An 18,886-nucleotide genomic window follows, 5' to 3' on the forward strand; every position below is an offset into this window, starting at 1 on the left:
GCGGGGAAACGGTTCAGGCACGCCTTTCTTGGCTATTGGCACATTTTGGCTATGCGTCTGGAAGCGCGCCGCGCAACCACCCGCCCTAATGAGTGCTTTCAAAACGCTGGGAGTCTGCGGGCGAGGATCATGCACTGAGCGAGTTAGAGGAAAGCGTCGTACATGTCGTCCCGGGACTCCCAGGGCACACGTAAGCGACGCGGGGCAGTTCTTCGCCCACCGCCACTCTCGTCCCCCTTGGACACGCCCTTATGAACACGATCTCCCGCATCGCCGTGCTCGGTTGCGGCCTCATGGGTTCCGGCATAGCCGAGACCGCGGCCCGCCGCAGACTGGATGTCCTGGTCGTCGAAGCCGGTGCGGCCGCCGCCGAGAAAGGTCGACGCAGGCTGCTCGCGTCCCGCGTCTGGACACGATCGAGCGCGTCCTGCTCGCCCTTGCCCGCGCGCAGGGCATCGACCCCGACACCGCTCCCTGACCCAGCCGAACGAGGTCATCGCCTGGCGGGCCGTTAGGTCGCGGCGGCGCAGCTCGTCGGCCAGGATCCGAACGCCGGCTGGGGAAGCTGACGGGAGTCAAGATCGACACGGTGCGCACGGAGTACCTGGATCCGATCCGGCGCGAGTTGGGCGAAGGTGGGTCCTGAGGACAACGGCACAGGGCCGCGATCAGCGTCGCCGCGGCGTTCACACGCCGGTACAGTCACGCGGAGGTGCCGGAGCCACTGGCATTGGCTCCGGCACCTCCGCGTACGGGACGGTGTCAGTCGGTGTTCTCATGCATTCGAGCAGTGCGAAGTACGTCTGCCGCTGCTGCTCGGTCAGCTCGCCGTCGAGCGAGAGTGCTGAGCGCAGTGCAGCGTAGCGTGTCTGCGGCGGGCGCGTTCCACGTGGTGTGGGCCTGCCGCTGGAACTCCCCGATGGCGGAGTACGCGTCGCTGGGGAAGTGGCGGGCGTACCAGTCGAGCATCTTGGCCGCCGACGGGGTCAGGTTGAAATGCCACCAGGGCTGCTGCCCCTGATTCTTGGCCTCGTCGGCGAACGGCGCCCCGCACAACGTGCGGGGCGCTTGTGGTGCACCGCGTTACTTGTTGCTGATTTCGTCCAGCGCGATCGGGTACTTCCAGGAGTCCGTGAACTGCCAGCCGGGCTTCAGGGTCTCCCAGTAGTCCGAGGAGTAGTCCAACTTCACGTGGTACTTGACCTTGTAGCCGCAGTTGTTCCACACCTTGAGGTGGTCGGTGACCCCGGAGGTGGACAGCTTGCCGTGGCGCGCGCACTTGGGCAGGCCGGACCAGGCGATACCCTTCATGGTCTCCGCGCCGCCCCCTGCGTGTGGCTGACTGTGGCTGCTGGCCGTCCTTGCGGCCGGGGGGTGTCCTTCTGCGGTTGCAGTCGGTGCGGCGAGCCCCGCGAGCATGAGCGCGGCGCCTGCGCCTGCGGCCACCTTGGCGACCGTGAAAATCTTCTTTGTGCGAGTCATTTCAACTCCTCAAGGTGAGACGAGGTTGAATGTCCGGGCTGCGGTGCGGCACGCCCCCCGTCGTGCCGCACCACAGCCGGAACGTCATCGAGTTCACCCGCCGCGGAGTTGTTTGGCAGCCGGTCTGAGCTGCTCTAATCAATCCGGCCGTTCTTGGCCCTTCACTGGTGGCGGCATTGCCGTGGCCGCGAACCGATCTTTACGGTGGTTGAAGGGACAGGCGGGCTGTGCCGGGGAGGGACGGGACGAGTGGGGCGTCCGGAGAAGCCGATCGATCCGCAGGACGGGCCCATCGCGCGGTTCGCCTTCGAGTTGCGCAAGCTCCGTGACGAGGCGGGTGCTCCGGGCTACCGGGCCATGGCGCGGCGTGCGGGGTATTCGGCCGCGCCCCTGTCGCAGGCGGCGGCAGGTGAGCGTCTGCCGACCCTGCCGGTTGCTCTGGCTTACGTGCGGGCCTGCCACGGAGACGCCGAGGAGTGGCGGCACCGGTGGGAGCATGCGGACGCGGAGTCCACGGCGGTGCCACGCCCGCCCGAGGAGGACAATGAGTCGCCCTACCGGGGGCTCGCGCGTTTCGACCCGGGCGATGCGGAACTGTTCTTCGGCCGCGAGGAGACCACGGCGCGACTGGAGGCGATGGCCCGCCGACATCGGTTAAGCGCCGTGGTGGGCGCGTCGGGCAGCGGCAAATCCTCCCTGCTGCGTGCCGGCCTCATCCCACGGCTGCGCCGTTCCGGTCAGGACGCGGACGACACGCCTGCCGCAGTGCGGGTCCTCACCCCCGGCGCTCAGCCGATGGACCGTGCCGATCTGCTCGCACCGGCCGAGGGCGCGGGGGATACCTGGGTGCTGGTGGACCAGTTCGAAGAATTGTTCACCCTCTGTGCCGATCCCGCCGACCGTGATGCCTTCCTGGAGCGTTTACTGGCTGCCCGGGAGCCCGGAAGCCGGTTACGGGTAGTCCTTGCGCTACGCGCCGACTTCTTCGCCCGGTGCGCCGAGAACCACGCCCTGGCCGCCGCTCTCAACGACGCCACCCTCCTGGTCGGCCCGATGACCACCGAGCAACTGCGCACGGCCATCGTGCGCCCGGCACAGGTACGTGGGCTGAACGTGGAACGCGGCCTGACCGCCCACATCATCGACGAGGTCACAGACGAGCCCGGCGCGCTGCCGCTGATGTCCCACGCGCTGCTGGAGACCTGGCGCCGCCGCCGCGGCCACATCCTCACCCATGACGCTTATGAGGCGGCCGGAGGGCTGCGCGGCGCCATCGCCCGCACCGCCGAGCACGCCTACCACCAACTCACCCCCGCCCAGGCCACCCTCGCCCGACGCATCCTGCTGCGCCTGATCGCCCCCGGCGACGGCACCGAGGACACCCACCGCCCCACCCCCCGCACCGAATTCACCGCCGCCGACCCCAGCACCAGGGCCGACACCGAGGCCGTCCTGGACCGGCTGGTCCGGGCCCGCCTGCTCACCGTCGACGACGGGCAGGTCTTCCTTGCCCACGAAAAGCTGATCACCGCATGGCCCCGTCTACAGGGCTGGATCAACGACGAGCGCGACCGCATCCGCCTTCACCGCCAGCTCACCCACGACGCCCTCGCCTGGCACAAGCTCGACCGCGATGCAGGGGCTCTCTACCGCGGCGCCCGACTGGTCCAGGCCGACGAAGCTTTCACCGGCCGGTCGCACGAGGTACTCAACCCGCTGGAAGCCGCTTTCCTCGACGCCTCGGTCACCGCCGGACGCCGTAATGAGCGCCGTACCCGCCGCGCCGTGATCACCCTTGCCACACTGCTCGTCCTTGCCCTCACCGCGGGCGTGGTTGCTTGGGACCAGTACCGGACCAGTGAGCAGCAGCGGCACAAAGCGGTGACTGCGCAGCGGGTGGCAATCTCCCGTCAGTACGCCGCCCAATCGGGGGAGCTGCGAGACCAGCAGCCCGAGGCAGCCGCACTCATGGCACTGAAGGGTTACCAGATGGCTCACACCGCTGCGGCCAGGGGCAGCCTGCTCAGCGCCGATGCCGCCTTCAGGGCGAACCAGCTCACCGGACATACCGGATTCGTGGATGCGGTGGCCTACTCGCCCGACGGCCGGACCATCGCCACCGGGAGCGAGGACCGCACGATCAAACTGTGGGATGCGCGCACCCATGGGCTGCGCGGCACACTCATCGGACACACTGAGGGAGTCTCCGCGCTCGCCTTCAGCCGAGACGGCCGCACCCTGGCCAGCGGTGGAAAGGACCGGACCGTGCGGCTGTGGAATCTGCGCACCCAGCGAACCACCGCCATCCTTCAGGGCCCCACGGACGCGGTGATGTCGGTGGCGGTCTCCGCGGACGGCCATACCGTGGCTGCGGCCACCGGCTCGGCTGTCCGTCTGTGGGATGCGCAGTCCGGGCGTGTAATGGCCGACCTGACCGGCCACTCCGCCTACGTGGCTGCCGTGGCCTTCTCGCGCGACGGACGGACATTGGCCAGCGCCGGCGGTGACAGCACCGTCCGCCTGTGGGACGTGGCCGAGCGGCGGACCACGGCCGTCCTCCGCGGCCACAACGGACCCGTCAACGCCCTTGCCTTCACCTCTGACGGACGCACTCTCGCCAGCGGGAGCGCCGACCGCACCGTGCGGATCTGGGACGTCGGAGCTCGCCGCACATCCGCCGTCCTCACCGGCACGCGTGCTGCGACGCTGGCGATCTCTCCGGACGGCCGCACCTTGGCCACCGGCGGCGCCGATCAGATACGGATCTGGGATGTCAAGACCCGTCGCAGCACTGCACTCACCAGTGCGCGCCTCGGCTGGACCAGCCTGCTTGCGTTCTCCCCGGACGGCCGCACCCTGGTCATCCCCGACGGCGAAGAAGAGGGAAGGGTACTGCTGTGGAACACCCGCTCCCACCGCACAGCCGCCACCCTCGGCGGTCGCCGCGACGCGGTGAGATCGGCGGCACTCTCCTCCGACGGCCGAGTGATGGCCACCGTCGACCACTCACTGCGCCTGTGGACGGCCAGGAACCCACGACCGCTGCGCACTCTCACCACTTCCGCCGAGCGCACCAATAGTCTTGTGTTCTCCCCGGGCGGTCGGAGACTCGCCTCCGTACAGAACGACGGCACCGTGCGGCTTTGGGACGTGGCCACCGGTCACGCGGTGGCCACGTTCAAGGGGCACACCAGAGATTTCGACGCCGCGGCCTTCTCACCGGACGGAAAGACACTCGCCACACTTTCCGACGACCGTACGGTGCGGCTGTGGGACGTCGAGACCCACCAGGAGAAGGGGGTGCTGAGAGGGAAGACCGGCGGGCTGTCTGCCATCGCCTACTCGCCCGACGGCCGGACGTTGGCCGCCACGTACAACGGAAGCGACTACGGAACCCGCAGCACGGTGCGCCTGTGGGATGTTGCCAAGCAGCATCCCGTGGCCACCTTCTCCGGCCGTGCTCCCGCCCTGTTCACGGCCGCGTTCTCACCGGACGGCAAGACCCTCGCCACCGCGGGAGCGGGCTTCGTGGTGCGCCTGTGGGACGTGCCCTCCCGCCGACCGGCCGGCACCCTGGAAGGCCACTCCAACAACATCCCCTCAATCGCCTTCAGCCCAGACGGGCGGAAACTGGCCAGCGCCAGCTACGACAACACCGTCCGCCTGTGGGACGTGACAACGCGGCGGACCACAGCCGTCCTCAGCGGCCACAAAGACTGGCTGGAGTACGTGGGATTCAGCTCGGACGGACGCAGCATCGTGACCACAAGCGACGACGGTTCGGCCCGGCTGTGGGACACCAACGCGGACCGGGCCGCAGCGGACATCTGCGCCCTCAGCCGCACCAACCGCTGGAGAGACCTCAACCCGGAGCTGCTAGAGAAATCCCTCTGCGGCCGCGCCTAATCCCTTGCTAGGGCGTGTTTCGAAAGTGCTGGTCACAGCCATTCGTTGATGGCCGCGACCAGCACGGTCGCCTCATAGCGGACGGCGAGCTTGTCGTACCTCGTCGCCACCGCGAAGAATGGCCGCATCACGGCCTGCCGAGGCTACTGGTGCCGTGGGAGAGCCTGTGCCTTCTGCGCCGAAAGCGTCTTGTAGACGGTACCGGCGAGGTCGGGCAGCGTGTCCCCTTCGCCAACGGCGCTGTTGACAGCAATTGCGATGATCATGCCAGTCTTCGGGAAGTACATGTGCAGCACCCGGTTTCCAAAAGTGGCCCCCTCATAGGCCCAGACCGTCCCGGCCACAGGATGGACGAACTTCACGACACCGAGCCCGAAACCGATGGGATCGTCGGCCGTGACGCTCTTGATGGGCTTACTCGTCTTCGCCGAGACCAGGGACTCCAGCTCGCGCTGCTGCGCTGAGGGCAGCAGTCGACCGCTGTACAGCGCCCTGTCCCAAGCCGTCATGTCTCTCAGTGAACTCACCAGGCCACCCGCCCCCTGCGCCCAGGACAGGCGGAGCCGAGGAAGTGACTTGTTGAGATGCTTCGGCAGGACGGAATGGGTGGAGTACGGCGTCGGCATGCGCGAGGCCGTGTCCGGAGGGCAGTCCGGGGGGAGGCAGGTGTCGTTCATTCCGAGAGGTTCGATGATGCGCTCGGCGAGCCGCTCATGGTAAGTATCGTGCGACGCTCGTTCGACAATCATCTGCGCGAGGAGGTAGTTCGTATTCGAGTACTCGTACTTCGCGGGACCCAGTGGCAGGCCCTCCACATAGGACATCAGGCGATCCAGCGTGAAGCGCGTGGAGGGATTGGCGTCGAAATCCTTCAGGAACGCATTCTGCTCGGTGTAGCTGGGGATGCCGCTGGTCATCGACAGCAGTTGCTTGATGGTGACATCGCGCCACGCCGGATACTGGGGAAGCCACTTTCCCAGCTTGTCCCGTATGGACAGCTTTCCTTCGGCCTCCAGTTGAAGCAGCAGCACGGACGTGAACGCCTTGGTGTTGCTGCCTATCTGCCACAGCGCCTTGTTGTTCACCGGTCGACCACCGCCGTAGCGGGACGTCCCCGCATCGACCGAGATATCAGGTCGCTGATCGGCATAGGTCACCCGAAGGGAGACCGCTGAGAAATGATCCTTAGTGCCCTGAGCGTCCAGATATTTCTCGAGGTCACTTCGCAGTGACGCGGTGGCACTGCGAACGGATGGCTCCACCACTGCGTGCGCGACGGCCGGCCCACTTCCCGCCACCATCATCCCCGAAACAATCGCCGCGGTGACCGTCGCCAGGGCCACGAGGCGCTTCCCTTGCTGACCACCCCGCCGACGAAGCCTGTACCTCACTGTCGCTATTCCTCCATCGAATCGAACAGAACTGGGAACGACGATCACGCTACGCGGTGGAGGCACGGCAGGTAATGGGGGTAACCCCCCGCTTGGTAGTGGTGCTGACCCCCTGAGTGAGGCCAATTACAGCTTCGAAGGCAGCCATCTGCCCGTCGGAAGAGGAGAGACCGCGACGGTCATTGACTCATAACTGAGGTGCGACAACTGACTCCTCAGAAGACATAGAGCCCTTTAGCTCTGGTGGATCTCGTGTTTCAGGAACCTCCCTATGCGATTGTCAAGCCGCGGACGCGGCTGGTTGTGCGGCTTAGGGCGTTTTCAGAAGTGGATCTTGATGTGTCAAGATCCACTTCATGGAGAGGCACGATCTGACGAATGCGCAGTGGGCGAAGCTGGAGCCCCTGCTCCCTGCTGGGAAGAAGTCCGGACGACCGCCGGTACACACCAAGCGGCAGCTGACAGACGGCATACGCTGGCGCACCCGCGCCGGTGCTCCGTGGCGGGACGTGCCCGAGCGGTACGGCCCATGGGGGACGGCGTACGGACTGTTCCGCCGTTGGCAGCGGGACGGCACCTGGCACCGCATCTTCGAGCAACTGCAGGCCCGGGCCGATGCCGAGGGACTGATCACCTGGGACGTCTCGGTGGACTCCACCATCGCCCGCGCCCACCAGCATGCGGCCGGTGCCCGCAAAAAGGGGATCTGCAGATCGAGCCGCCCGGTGGTCTGTTCACCGAGCCGGACGACCATGGTCTCGGACGCTCCCGGGGTGGGCTGACCACCAAGTTGCACCTGGCGGTCGAGCAGGCCCAGAAGCCGATGTCGCTGGTGATCACGGTCGGACAGCGCGGTGACTCCCCGCAGTTCCAGGTGGTCCTGGGCCGTATCCGGGTGCCTCGGCTCGGGCCGGGCCGTCCGCGTACCCGGCCGGACAAGGTTCGCGCCGACAAGGCGTACGGCTCCCGCGCGAACCGCGCCTACCTGCGCAAGCGCGGCATCCGCTGCACGATCCCGGAGAAGCGCGACCAGACCGCCAACCGCAAGAAGCGCGGTTCCGGCGGTGGCCGGCCACCGCAGTTCGACGCTGCCGACTACAAAGAGCGCCACGCGGTGGAGTGCGGAATCAATCGCCTCAAGCGCCACCGCGCGGTGGCGACGAGGTACGACAAGCTCGCCGTCCGCTATGAGGCGACCGTGCTGGTCGCGGCCATCAACGAATGGCTGTGACCAGCACTTTCGAAACACGCCCTAGGCCATCGCCCCCGTCGGCACCGGCTGTGCCGCCGTCGAGGGTCGACGCCGACGCGGGCGGGAGGCGCTCAGCGGTGCTCGAGGTTCTTACGAAGAGGTGACGTGGACTGCGAATCCCCCGTGGCCACCCTGGCGGCTTCGGAGGATGGGCCCTGTCGTAACCCTACGAGGAGGCAACAGATATGAGCACGCGCCGCAGGACCCGTACGAAGAGCCGTGTGATCGGCCTATCCGCAGCCGTGACCACGGTGGCCGCTGCCGTGGCGACGTTCAGTCTGGCCAACGCCAGCGAGGAAACCGCCCCGGCCGCAGCCGGGGCGGACCACGCGGTGTTCGTGCAGGGCAACGAGGTGTCCGGGAACACCATTCATGCCTTCAAGCGCTCTGATAACGGCGAACTGACCGCCGCCGGCACGTACAAGACCGGAGGAAAGGGGGCGGTTGCCACGGGCGCGCCCACGGACGCGCTCGCCTCCCAGGGGTCCTTGGTGTACGACGCGCGCCACCAGATGCTCATCGGTGTCAACGCGGGCAGTGGGTCGGTCACCTCGTTCAGCGTGTCCGGCCAAAAGCTCTCCGACCGCCACTCGGTCTCCTCGGGTGGTGACTTCCCGTTGTCGGTCGCGGTGTACGGCGATACCGCCTATGTGCTCAATGGCGGTGGCGAGGCGTCGGTGCAGGGCTTCACCATCACCGAAAAGGGCCTGAAGCCCATGCCCGGATCGAAGCGGTCGCTGAGTGTCAAGGGTCCTGCGGTGCCGGTTTTCAGCGACAATCCCGCGCAGGTCTCGTTCACGCCCGACGGCAAGAACCTGGCGGTGACTGTCAAGTCGACCAACTCGATCGAGGTCTTCCCCGTCGGGTCCGATGGCTCGCTCGCCCGGAAGGCGGTCTCGAACAAGTCGGAGGGCAACGTCCCCTTCGGCTTCGTCTTCGACCAGGGGGGCCGGATGGTCGTCACCGAGGCGGAGAAGTCGACGGTCAGCAGCTACGAGGTCGGGGCCGACGGCAAGCTGACCACCGTATCGGCTGCGGTGCCGAACGGACAGAACACGCTGTGCTGGATCCAGGCCGCGGGGGGCTTTTTCTACGGCTCCAGCACCGGCAACTCCGCGGTGTCCGCCTACCGCGTGGACTCCGCCGGAAAGGTTGAGGTGGTGGCCAAACAGGCGGTGCCGCAGTCGGCCGACTCCCGTGGGGCGATTGACATGGCAGCCTCTGCCGATGGCGCGTTCCTCTACGTCCAGAACGGCACGACGGGCAACATCGACGGGTTCCGGGTCGAGGCCAACGGGAAGTTGACGCTGGTCACCAAGGCCACCGACGGTCTGCCCCGTTTCTCCGCCGAGACCGGTGGCATGGAGGGCATCGTCGCGGCGTGACCCTCTCCGCTGTCCGATCGCGCCACGTCCCCACAGACGGCCGCCAGCGGCGTCCGCCAGGGTTGAGCCGCTTGAGCCCGATGTCGGCTTCGATTGCTTGGCAGTCGGCCTGGGCGCGGGGGAAGCCGTTGTACGGCACGCCTGAACGGGCAGGTCGAGCCGGTCGGAGCGCCGGTAGGTGCTATGCGGCGTGCTCGCCGGATCTGTTGACGTCGGACGGGCCGCCGACCGCCGCAGTGATCTTTCGCCGCAGCGGGCCACCGGTGATGTGCGGGAGTGGCGGGGGCCTGGCGCCCTCCGGCCCGTGGAACTCCGCCCAGTCCGGCGGTGTGTCCCCGTCCACCATGAACTCCAGCAGCACCGGCCCCTCGACGGCGAGCACGTTCTCCCAGGCGGCACCCACCTCGTCCGGTCGCGCACAGCGGGCGCCGGGCCGTCGCGATGATCGGCGGACCGCTGGTCGGCGGCACCATCACCGACAACTGGGGCTGGCGCTGGGCGTTCTACATCAACCTGCCGCTCGGTGGGGTGGTTCGCAGTACGCCTGGACATCGGCGCGGATCACGGAGCTCATCGCCGTCGGCGTGGCCGCGCTCGCCGGGCTCGTGTACTGGCAGACCAGGGCCGCGGAGCCGGTGGTGCCGCTGCCCACGGTCGCCGTGATCGCGCTGGTGGCGGCGGTACTCGTGAAGGAGGTCGCGCTGCGGGAGGCAGAGGCGGACGCGGAGGGGTCTTCCGTACAGCCGGCGTTCGCCGAACCCTTCTGACCTTCATTCCGGTACAGAACGAACGATCCAGGGCCGGCGTATGCAGGCGGCGCCGGCCCCGATCACTCATCGGACACCCACGGAGGTACCCCCGCCATGAAGCTGCTCATCCTCGGTGGGACCGGCCCGACCGGCCGCCACCTCGCCGACCTTGCTGCGCTCCGGCGACTCGGTCACGGCCCTCGCACGCAACCCGGCAGCCCTCGCCGATCTGGCGGACCGGATCACCGTCGTCGCGGAGACGCCACCTCGCAACGTGATGTCTCGGCCGCCGTGCTCGGGCAGGACGCCATCATCTCCGCGCTTGGTCAGGGCAGGTCCCTCAACCACCACGCACTCTTCGACCGTGCGTCGGCCACGGTGATCGGCGCGGCCAAGGCGACTGGTGCCGGATGAGCTGTGGGAGTTGTTCCAACGGGTGGTGCCGGGCGCCGACACGGCCTCAAGGAGGCGGCCGAAAATACTCATACCCCGACTCCCGCACGGTCGCGGGAGTCGGGACCTTCCTTGACAGCTTGCTCCGTTACGGGTCCCGCACCGCTCCCGCGCGGCCGCGAGAGCGGTGCGGAGAGCACGGCAGCAGGAGCGATCAGTAGAAGCGGCGGACGAAGACGTCCGACTTGCCGTTGGTGTCTCCGGGCACGATGTCGTCGGCCGTGGACTGGAAGACCACGTCGCGCCCACCGGCGCTGACCGCGTCGGTCCCGGCCGAGGCGGGCTGGTTCGAGACGATCTCGTCGGTGCCCGTCTTCAGGTCGCGCAGCGTGAGTGACGGTCCGTTCGTGTCGTGCGGAGCGTACAGCAGATAGCGACCGGTGGGATCAATGGCCACGCCCCGCACGTTCGGCACCAGTTGGTCGGTGCCCGAGCTCACGTCGTGGACGTAGGTGTCGGAGTCCGAGAGGTAGACGACCTTGCTGCCGTCCTCGCTGAGCTGGACGAGAGTCGCCGCCTTGGACGGGCCCTCGATCGGGTCGGAGGTGGTGCCGTCGGTCCGGTTCCATATGAAGACGTCCTCAGCCTTGCCGTCCTGGTAGGCGAGATAGCGGCCGTCACCGCTGATGGACGGCCAGGACGGGAGGGTGTGGTCGAAGTTGGCGATGGTCTCCTTGGTGTTGTAGTTGTCATAGTCCAGAAGCTCGATGCTCTGGCTGGACGACTGTGGCTTGTAGCGGCGTTCGACGAGGGCGATGTAGCGGCCGTCCGCGCTCAGCGACGGCTGGTTGCAGTTGTACCAGCAGTTGGCGGATATCTCGGATGTCGTCCTCACCTGAACCTGGCGAATCCGATTGTTGTTGAACCACACGTGCGGATAGGCGAGATATTCCCCGTTCCCGCTGATCACCGGGGGCTGGAGTGGGCTCTGGGCCCCCATCTGCTTGGTCTGCCTCGTCCGCTGGTCGCGGAGGAACACCCTGTCGCCTACCGTCGTGTCGCCGGGTATCAGGTTCTTTGCCGACGACGTGAAGACGATACGGTGGCCGTCGGTCGTGATCGAGGCGCCCGCGGAGTTGTCGTCGGCCTGGGTGCCGTCGGCCGCGACACTGATCCTCTCGACACCGGCACCGCCGTCGCCCGCGATGCCCGTGGACTCGGCTGAGGCCGCTCCGTGCGGCACCGCCGTGACCGCGCAAACCGCGACCGCCGCGGTCAGGCCGGCCCGCACACGTCTGGTGGTGCTCCAGTTCGCGTTTCCCCTCATCTTCCCCCCATACAGGACACGGTCTCTCCTCCAGTTCCCCACCGGAGGCCCACAAGCATGCAACCGTGATGGCGCTGTGGGGTCAAGGTGTCACATGACGTATTGAGAGGCGTGGTTTCGGTCATGTGAGAGCGGTCCGCTTCGCAACGGCCCATAAGGACCCTCGCAGGCCCATGGGGCCCGAATCAGACGCCGGACGGGAAGGCCGGGCAGGGGCGCATCGAGCGACGAGCGGAGACGACACGACGAGCCGGGTTGGCGCTGGCACCTGGGCCCTCGGGCGAAGCGGCCGCGGCCGTTGAAACTCCTCACTCAGTTGAACTCCAGACCAAGTGGGGCGACGAGCAGCCCTGGTGATTTTCAAGGCTCTGCCCGCGGTTCCGTGAATCCCCAGGTCAGGGACCGGAACGGGGGATCGTTTCAGCAGGGTGTTTCCTGCCATGGCGAGCAAGACGGTCGAGCATGTGCTGTTTCCCGGGATCGATGTGCGAGTGGAGCGTGTCAGCGACTCCTCCGGCGGCCTGGTGGTGGAGGCAGTGTCCACCGCGCGCCCGAGCCGCTGCCCGGACTGCCGGAAGCAGGCGCGACGCGTGCACAGCTCGTACCAACGCACCCTGGCAGAAGGACCGTTGGGATCCCGCCAGGTCATGGTCAGGCTCCGGGCGCACCGGTACTTCTGCGACCGTAAGAGCTGTTCCCGCAGGACGTTCGTCCAGGAGGTCGGCGGTCTGACTGAGCGGCACCGCCGGTCGAGCGTCGGCCTGACGGACTGGCTGCGGGCGATCGCGGTCGAACTTGGCGCCGTGCGGCCGCGCGGTTGTGTCACCGCCTGCGGCTGGCCCGCGGCCTGGCTGGCCGGGCATCCCGGCGCCGAGATCATCTGCCGTGACCGGGCCACCGCCTACACCACGGCGGTCAAGGAGGCCGCCCCGGACGCCCTCGAAGTCGCCCCGCTGGCATTTGCTTCAGAACCTGTCCGCCGCGGTGGAGAAGACCTGCCACCAGCACCGCAACTGCCTGCGCATACATACTGAAGAGGAGGTGGCGGAGACGGTGACCGACGTGCCGGAGCCGCAACCGATGCTGTCACCGCCCGCCGAGCTGCCCCGCACGCAGATCATCGAACGCACCCGCCACCGCTACGAGGACGTCCACCGGCTGCTGGAGACGGGCTGGACGATCAGCGCCATCGCCCGGAGGCTGAACCTGGATCGCAAGACCGTGCGCCGCTTCCGCGACACCGACCTCGACCAGCTGCTGGCCTCCGCCCGCGACCGTCGCCCGAATGGCGTTCTGGAACCCTTCAAGGCATACCTCAATGCCCGCTTCACCGAGGCACAGGCCAGGTCAGCGGCACCCGCCTCTTCCTGGAGATCCGTGAGCGCGGCTACCGAGGCAGCCGCCAGGTCGTCCGCAAACACCTCGCCGCCCTGCGCGCGGGCACCGCCGAACCGGTCCGGCCGACATCCCCAGCCCGCGCAAGATCACCTCCTGGATCATGCGGCCCCGCGACACGCTCACCGAGAGCCAGGAGGAGCGGCTGCTTCAGACCCGGCTCGCCTGCCCGGACATCACCCGGGCCTGCGACCTCGCCCGAGCTTTCGCCGATCTGGTGCGTCACCAGCGCGGATACCTGCTGCCGCAGTGGATCCGTCAGGCAGAGCAAGCCATGACCTTCACGGAACTGCGGACAGAGTCCCGCAATCGGCCAGGGACGCTCTGCCCTCCACTCGAGTCGATCGCCAAGCTGCTCGGCGTCATGCCGGGCACGCTGCGCAACCACATCCCGGACCTGAGGGAACTGCGCTCCGGCGCCATCCCTCGCCAGCTTGAAGCGCCGGTAACCGGACGGGTTCAGCGAGATACGCGGGCATCACTTCGTGCTCTGCCACCACGGAAGGCCGGGGCGTTGGTCATCACGACCCCGCCGAGCACGACCGCGCCTCCCATCGCTTCCGCGACGGTGAACGACTTCCCGAGCGCGACGGAGATGAGCACGGTGAAGACCGTGATCAAGTTCAGGAACACCCCAGCGCGCGCGGGCGGGATCGTCGTCAGGGCTCGGTTCCACAGTGCGGTGGAGATGACCGACGGGCACAACCCAATGAACAGCAGCGCCGTGGTCGCGTTCGAGGTCACCGGCAAGTGCGGTCCTCCGGTGAGGAGGACGACAGGTGTGAGCGCGATCAGTGACACAAGCGCTTGTATGGCGGTACTCGTGACCGGCGGGATGCCGGTGCGGCGGCGGCCGCTCAGGGTGTAGGCGGTCCATACGACGATTGCGCCGAGCATGAACACGTCGCCGAGGCCGAACCCGTTGGACAGCAGCGCGGTGGGGTGCCCGTCGCACAGGACCCACAGCACACCGACGAGTGCGACGATGACTCCCGTGACAGCCGTCGGGGTCATGCGTTGCCGGAGGAAGATCGCGGCGGCAACACCGATGAGTGCGGGGTTGAACGCGTTGATGAGGGAGGCGTTCACCGCGTCGGTGTACTGCAATGCCGTGTACAGCAGGTAGTTGTATGCGACGAGCCCGAACAGGGCCGGGAAGAGTACGCGGTGCCACGAGCGGGCGACGTGCCGCCAGTCGGGGCGTTCGACCAGTTGTGCAAGGGCCAGAAGCGGTATCACGGCGATGGCCCATCGAAGTGCCACGAGATCGAGCGGTGGTATCGCGGACACGGCGGCACCGCCGACGACGTAGTTCCCGGCCCAGAACAGTGTCGCGGTCAGCAGCGCGCCGAACGCGGCGGTGGTGCCGGTGAGCGCGGCGGTCACCCCTTGCCCCGGCCGTGCGCGCCGGGCGTCGCCAGGTCCGTGTTCGAGCCGCACACGATGACCGGCCGCGGCCTCCTCCGCGCTCATGGGCCGGTGACGGCTGACACGGGGGTCTGTCCGCGTAGGCACCAGGCGAGTGCGGCCGGCCATGGGCCGTATCCGTCTGCCGGTGTGATGTGGCCTGCGGCGGGGAGGACGTCGCACTCCAGGCCGTGCGCGGCGCTCCACGCGTGCGGGTCGGCGGGCGCGTAGGGATCGGTCGCCGAGACGACCACATGCGGCGGCTTGCCCGACGCGGCGGCGAGGAGCTCACGGTCGATGCGCTCGAGCTTGAACTCTTCATTGCCGTTGGCCACGGTGAACGCTTGGTCACCGAGCGGGGACACCATCAGCACCCGGGTGACGCGCAGGTCCTCCGGCAGGGTCTGGGCGGCGCGCAGCCACAGGGCGCAGCCGAGGGAGTGACACACCACGACGCGTTCTTCGTCGCCGAGTTGGGCCAGCTCGGCGTGCAGCAGATCGATCCATTCGCTCATCGACGGCTGCTCGGGCGTGGGGAACTGAGGATAGAGCACCTGCTCGCCCCGCTGACGCAGGGCCTCGGTCAGCCACCACAGCCAGTGCTGCCGCGGGCGACGGTGCTGCACTCCGTGGACCATGAGAAAGCGCCGCGCCGGCGGAGGGGAGCTGGGCATCTCAGTCATCTGTCTCTTTCGTCCTGGTCCTGATCATCAGGATGTCGGTGAACTGGTATAGCCACTTAGTACACATGGTGTCCAACGGTGTTCTGGCCTGTCAGTCGGGCTCATGGGTGGGGCCGGATGGGTGCGGGCGAGGTGCCTCGGTGCCGGCGAGGGTCCAGCTGACCAGGAGGTCGAGTGCCCGCTTGGATGGCGATTCCGGTTGTGTGGTGTAGACGTACAGGCTTGTGTCGGGGTCTCCCGGCAGGGTCAGCGTTTCGTATTGCACGGTCAGTTCGCCGACCAGCTGATGATGGAGGCGCTTAAAGCCATGGGTGCGCTGGTGGACGCGGTGCTGACTCCACCAGTGGTCGAAGTCCGAGCTCTGCCCGCGCAGTTCCGCGATGAGAGCGGTCGTGGCCTGGTCGTCCGGGTCCCGACTGACCTCGAGGCGCAGGCTCTCCACGGCTGCCCGGGCTTGGTCTTCCCAGTCGACGAACAGCGAGCGTGCCTTTTCGCTGAGAAGTATCCAGCGGGCGTAATTGCGCTGCCGCGGCGGGATCTTGTCGAAGTCGGCGAAGAGTGCCTTGGCCATGCGGTTGGCGGCCAGGACGTCGCTGCGGCGGCCCAGTACGAGGGCGGGTTCACCATCGAATGCATCGATGAGTTGGCGCAGGCCGGGGCGGAGGCGCTGGACACTGTGGCTGCGCTGCCGTGATGGAGCAGCTCTCACCCCGGTGAGCTGTTCCAGATACGCGCGTCCTGCGGAGTCGAGATTCAAAGCACGGCACAGTGCGTCGACGACGCCGGGGGAGGGAGCGATGGGGCGTCCCTGTTCGAGCCGGGCGTAGTAGTCGCTCGACACGCCGGCCAGCAGGGCGACTTCCTCCCGGCGCAGACCCGGCACGCGGCGTACGCGGTTGTCGGGAGGGAGACCGGCCTGCTCCGGATCGACCTGGCTGCGTGCCTGGCGCAAGAAGTCTCTCAGTTCACGGTTGATGTCAGCCACGCTACTCAGTCTTGCGTGCGTCGGTGTTTCCCGCATGGACCTGCGAGTCCTAGTCTCCCGGTTCCTTGGTCCCACAGGGCGCGATATGCGCGCCAATGACGGCCTGCGGCGGGCCAGTCTTGATGCAGGTCCTCCCGACGAACGGTCGAGGACGAGGAAGGAAAACACGTATGAGCAAGCGCAAGGTCCTGATCGTCATGTCGGCTGCCAGTGTCTGGGAGCGCACTGACGGGTCGCAGTACCCGACGGGCTACTGGGCCGAGGAACTGGCCGCCCCGCACGCGAAGTTCGTGGAAGCCGGTTACACGGTCGACTTCGCTTCCCCGGGCGGGGTGCTGCAACCGCTGGACGAGCACAGCGCGGACCCGGCGGTCGCCGGAGAGGACTGTAGCCGCCACGTGGAGCACGCCCAGCAGGCACTGAAGGCATTCGGTCCGCTGCTGAAGCTCCACGAGGTCGACATCGACGACTACGCTGCGGTGGTTCTGCCCGGTGGCCACGGCCCGGTCGTCGACCTCTTCGAGGACGCCGACCTGGGCGGGCTGCTGGCCCAGGCGGACAAGGACGGCAAGCTCATCGGTGCTGTCTGCCACGGTCCGGCCGCACTGCTGAGTGCCAAGGACGCGGAAGGCAACTGGCTCTTCGCCGGCCGCAGGATGACGGCGTTCACCGACGAGGAGGAGCAACTGTTCGGCACCGCCGAAGGAGCCCCGTGGCTGCTCGCCTCCCGCCTGCGGGAGATGGGCGCGATTCACACCGGTGGTACGGCCTACCAGCAGCACAACGTCACCGACGGCAACCTGTTCACCGGCCAGAATCCCGCCTCCAGCGCCAAGATGGCCGAGGACATGATCGCCGCACTCCGCTGACACAGCTCCGCATCAGCCGTCCGCACTCGCCCCACCTGAGATGCCCGGACACACGAGTGGGCCCTTGCCCCCACGAGGGCCCATTCTCCAAGCATCACCGGCGGAATCACGCTCTCGATTCCAGAAAGAAGCGTTCCATGGAGACAACCGCACCGCATGACGTCATCGGTCGTGTGGAGAAGGGGCTGCTCGTCGCCGGCCAGTGGCGGCCGGCAGCGGGAGACCCGAAGTTCGCGGTGGAGGACCCCGCGACGGGCCAGACGCTGTGCGAGGTGGCTGACGCCTCACCGGTCGATGCGGCAGCCGCCCTCGATGCCGCCCATGCGGCGCAGTCCGCATGGGCTCGCGTTCCGCCGCATCGCCGCGGGCAGATACTGCGCCGGGCTCACGACCTCCTGCTGGCGCGCAAGGAGGAGTTCGCGCTGCTGATCACCCTGGAGATGGGCAAGTCACTGGCCGAGTCCCGGGCGGAAGTCCAGTACGGCGCGGACTACCTGCGCTGGTTCGGCGAGGAAGCCGTCCGTATCGACGGCACCTGGAAGGTCAGCGAAGACGGCACGGCCCGGGTCCTGGTCACCCGGCAACCGGTGGGCCCCTGCCTGCTGATAACACCGTGGAACGCACCGCTGGCCATGCCCGCCCGCAAGATCGGGCCGGCGGTGGCGGCCGGCTGCACCATGATCGTCAAACCCGCCCCGCAGACACCGCTCACGACGGCCGCACTCGCCGGTGTGCTCACCGACGCGGGCCTGCCCGACGGCGTCCTCAACGTCCTCCCCACCACCCGTGCCGCCGCCGTCACCGAGCCCCTCATCCAGGACCGCAGGCTGCGCAAACTGTCCTTCACCGGGTCCACGCCCGTCGGGCGCCTGCTGCTCGCGCAGGCTGCCGGTACCGTGCTGCGCACCTCGATGGAGCTGGGCGGCAACGCGCCGTTCGTCATATGCGAGGACGCCGACCTGGACGCCGCGGTCGACGGCGCAATGACCGCCAAGCTGCGCAACATCGGTGAAGCCTGCATCGCAGCCAACCGCTTCCTCGTCCATGCCGACATCGCCGACGAATTCACCGACAAGCTCGCCGCGCGCATGGACACACTGACCCTCGGCGCAGGCACCGACTCCGCCTGCGACCTCGGGCCACTGATCGACCAACGCCAGCGCCGACGCGTCGCCAGCCTGGTCAACGAGACGGTCGCCGCCGGCGCCCGCGTACGGACCGGAGCGGTGCTGCCGGACGGCCCCGGTTACTTCTATCCCCCCACCGTCCTCACGGACGTCCCCGCCGGCGCGCGGATCACCCGTGAGGAGATCTTCGGCCCGGTCGCGGCGATCCAGACCTTCACCACCGAGGACGAGGCTCTTCACGCGGCCAACGACACAGAATTCGGCCTCGTCAGCTACCTCTACACCCGGGACCTGAACCGGGCTCTACGGATGACTGAGCAACTGGAGACCGGGATGGTGGGTCTGAACCGCGGGTACGTGTCCGATCCCAGCGCCCCATTCGGGGGCATGAAGCAGTCCGGCATCGGCCGCGAGGGCGGCAACACCGGCATCGACGAATACCTGGAACAGAAATACATCGCCATCGATATGACACCCCCCGCACACACGAGCGGCGCCCGCGAGGACCGGGCGAGGCCGGAGCGCAGTCAATGAG

At 67.8% G+C, this 18,886-nt stretch carries 14 protein-coding genes and 2 pseudogenes; 9 read left to right on the forward strand and 7 right to left on the reverse strand.

From position 1 onward, the window contains the following. Nucleotides 1-251: 251 nt before the first annotated feature. Nucleotides 252-401 (forward strand): annotated as a pseudogene (locus ACJX2R_RS50185) (3-hydroxyacyl-CoA dehydrogenase NAD-binding domain-containing protein); the annotation flags it as partial. A gap of 682 nt (nt 402-1,083) precedes the next feature. Here the strand turns inward: ACJX2R_RS50185 and ACJX2R_RS50190 are convergent. Next, nucleotides 1,084-1,311: a hypothetical protein gene (locus ACJX2R_RS50190; protein WP_413105625.1), complete on the reverse strand. Its 228-nt coding sequence runs from the start codon at nt 1,309-1,311 to the stop codon at nt 1,084-1,086. Nucleotides 1,312-1,731: 420 nt separating this feature from the next. Here ACJX2R_RS50190 and ACJX2R_RS50195 point away from each other — a divergent pair, with 420 nt between their 5' ends. Further along, nucleotides 1,732-5,388, forward strand: coding sequence for an eIF2A-related protein (locus ACJX2R_RS50195; protein WP_413105626.1), 3,657 nt, complete (start codon nt 1,732-1,734; stop codon nt 5,386-5,388). Between the two features lie 143 nt (nt 5,389-5,531). Here the strand turns inward: ACJX2R_RS50195 and ACJX2R_RS50200 are convergent, their stop codons facing one another. Beyond that, nucleotides 5,532-6,731 carry a serine hydrolase domain-containing protein gene (locus ACJX2R_RS50200; protein ID WP_413105627.1) on the reverse strand — a complete coding sequence of 400 codons (1,200 nt, stop codon included), beginning with the start codon at nt 6,729-6,731 and terminating at the stop codon, nt 5,532-5,534. Between the two features lie 404 nt (nt 6,732-7,135). Between ACJX2R_RS50200 and ACJX2R_RS50205 the strand changes: the two genes are divergently transcribed. Beyond that, nucleotides 7,136-8,010, forward strand: a protein-coding gene (locus ACJX2R_RS50205; RefSeq protein WP_413105628.1) for an IS5 family transposase whose coding sequence is annotated in 2 segments (ribosomal slippage) — nt 7,136-7,526 and nt 7,526-8,010 — 876 coding nt in all. Because the reading frame shifts where the segments join, the coding sequence is not laid out codon by codon here. 263 nt (nt 8,011-8,273) lie between these two features. Next, nucleotides 8,274-9,416, forward strand: a complete 1,143-nt coding sequence (locus ACJX2R_RS50210) for a lactonase family protein (RefSeq protein WP_413105629.1) — start codon at nt 8,274-8,276, stop codon at nt 9,414-9,416. A gap of 181 nt (nt 9,417-9,597) precedes the next feature. On the opposite strand, the gene ACJX2R_RS50215 is transcribed toward ACJX2R_RS50210, so the two are convergent. Continuing rightward, the gene (locus tag ACJX2R_RS50215; protein WP_413105630.1) at nt 9,598-9,819 is read right to left on the reverse strand and encodes a hypothetical protein; all 222 of its coding nucleotides are present in this window, start codon (nt 9,817-9,819) and stop codon (nt 9,598-9,600) included. 17 nt (nt 9,820-9,836) lie between these two features. Between ACJX2R_RS50215 and ACJX2R_RS50220 the strand changes: the two are divergent. After that, nucleotides 9,837-10,063, forward strand: a pseudogene (locus ACJX2R_RS50220) (MFS transporter); the annotation flags it as partial. A gap of 216 nt (nt 10,064-10,279) precedes the next feature. Beyond that, nucleotides 10,280-10,579 (forward strand): NAD(P)H-binding protein, encoded by a 300-nt coding sequence (locus tag ACJX2R_RS50225; RefSeq protein ID WP_413105631.1) that lies wholly within the window; start codon nt 10,280-10,282, stop codon nt 10,577-10,579. Nucleotides 10,580-10,772: 193 nt separating this feature from the next. Here the strand turns inward: ACJX2R_RS50225 and ACJX2R_RS50230 are convergent, their stop codons facing one another. After that, nucleotides 10,773-11,885: a hypothetical protein gene (locus ACJX2R_RS50230; RefSeq protein WP_413105632.1), complete on the reverse strand. Its 1,113-nt coding sequence runs from the start codon at nt 11,883-11,885 to the stop codon at nt 10,773-10,775. A 440-nt stretch (nt 11,886-12,325) separates the two neighbouring features. Between ACJX2R_RS50230 and ACJX2R_RS50235 the strand changes: the two genes are divergently transcribed. Then, nucleotides 12,326-12,919: a transposase family protein gene (locus tag ACJX2R_RS50235; protein ID WP_413105633.1), complete on the forward strand. Its 594-nt coding sequence runs from the start codon at nt 12,326-12,328 to the stop codon at nt 12,917-12,919. 820 nt (nt 12,920-13,739) lie between these two features. Here ACJX2R_RS50235 and ACJX2R_RS50240 read toward each other — a convergent pair. The 3 genes from ACJX2R_RS50240 to ACJX2R_RS50250 all read right to left on the reverse strand — a co-directional run bounded on the left by ACJX2R_RS50240 (nt 13,740) and on the right by ACJX2R_RS50250 (nt 16,355). After that, nucleotides 13,740-14,666: a DMT family transporter gene (locus ACJX2R_RS50240; protein WP_413105634.1), complete on the reverse strand. Its 927-nt coding sequence runs from the start codon at nt 14,664-14,666 to the stop codon at nt 13,740-13,742. A gap of 83 nt (nt 14,667-14,749) precedes the next feature. Next, nucleotides 14,750-15,370 (reverse strand): RBBP9/YdeN family alpha/beta hydrolase, encoded by a 621-nt coding sequence (locus tag ACJX2R_RS50245; RefSeq protein ID WP_413105635.1) that lies wholly within the window; start codon nt 15,368-15,370, stop codon nt 14,750-14,752. Between the two features lie 91 nt (nt 15,371-15,461). Next, nucleotides 15,462-16,355: a helix-turn-helix transcriptional regulator gene (locus tag ACJX2R_RS50250; protein WP_413105636.1), complete on the reverse strand. Its 894-nt coding sequence runs from the start codon at nt 16,353-16,355 to the stop codon at nt 15,462-15,464. A gap of 170 nt (nt 16,356-16,525) precedes the next feature. On the opposite strand from ACJX2R_RS50250, the gene ACJX2R_RS50255 reads away from it, so the two are divergent. Continuing rightward, on the forward strand, nt 16,526-17,224 hold the full coding sequence (locus ACJX2R_RS50255) for a type 1 glutamine amidotransferase domain-containing protein (protein WP_413105637.1): 699 nt from the start codon (nt 16,526-16,528) through the stop codon (nt 17,222-17,224). Between the two features lie 137 nt (nt 17,225-17,361). Further along, the gene (locus tag ACJX2R_RS50260; RefSeq protein ID WP_413105638.1) at nt 17,362-18,885 is read left to right on the forward strand and encodes an NAD-dependent succinate-semialdehyde dehydrogenase; all 1,524 of its coding nucleotides are present in this window, start codon (nt 17,362-17,364) and stop codon (nt 18,883-18,885) included. Nucleotide 18,886: the final 1 nt, after the last annotated feature.

The sequence above is a fragment of the Streptomyces sp. Inha503 genome (assembly GCF_047215865.1).
Taxonomy (GTDB): domain Bacteria; phylum Actinomycetota; class Actinomycetes; order Streptomycetales; family Streptomycetaceae; genus Streptomyces; species Streptomyces lycopersici.

What these genes read in the sequence shown, in the direction of transcription:
- ACJX2R_RS50235 (WP_413105633.1), top strand. Translation starts at nt 12,326, where the DNA reads ATGGCGAGCAAGACGGTCGAGCATGTGCTGTTTCCCGGGATCGATGTG.
- ACJX2R_RS50260 (WP_413105638.1), top strand. Translation starts at nt 17,362, where the DNA reads ATGGAGACAACCGCACCGCATGACGTCATCGGTCGTGTGGAGAAGGGG.
- ACJX2R_RS50230 (WP_413105632.1), bottom strand. Translation starts at nt 11,885, where the DNA reads ATGAGGGGAAACGCGAACTGGAGCACCACCAGACGTGTGCGGGCCGGC.
- ACJX2R_RS50190 (WP_413105625.1), bottom strand. Translation starts at nt 1,311, where the DNA reads ATGAAGGGTATCGCCTGGTCCGGCCTGCCCAAGTGCGCGCGCCACGGC.
- ACJX2R_RS50245 (WP_413105635.1), bottom strand. Translation starts at nt 15,370, where the DNA reads ATGACTGAGATGCCCAGCTCCCCTCCGCCGGCGCGGCGCTTTCTCATG.
- ACJX2R_RS50225 (WP_413105631.1), top strand. Translation starts at nt 10,280, where the DNA reads ATGAAGCTGCTCATCCTCGGTGGGACCGGCCCGACCGGCCGCCACCTC.
- ACJX2R_RS50255 (WP_413105637.1), top strand. Translation starts at nt 16,526, where the DNA reads ATGAGCAAGCGCAAGGTCCTGATCGTCATGTCGGCTGCCAGTGTCTGG.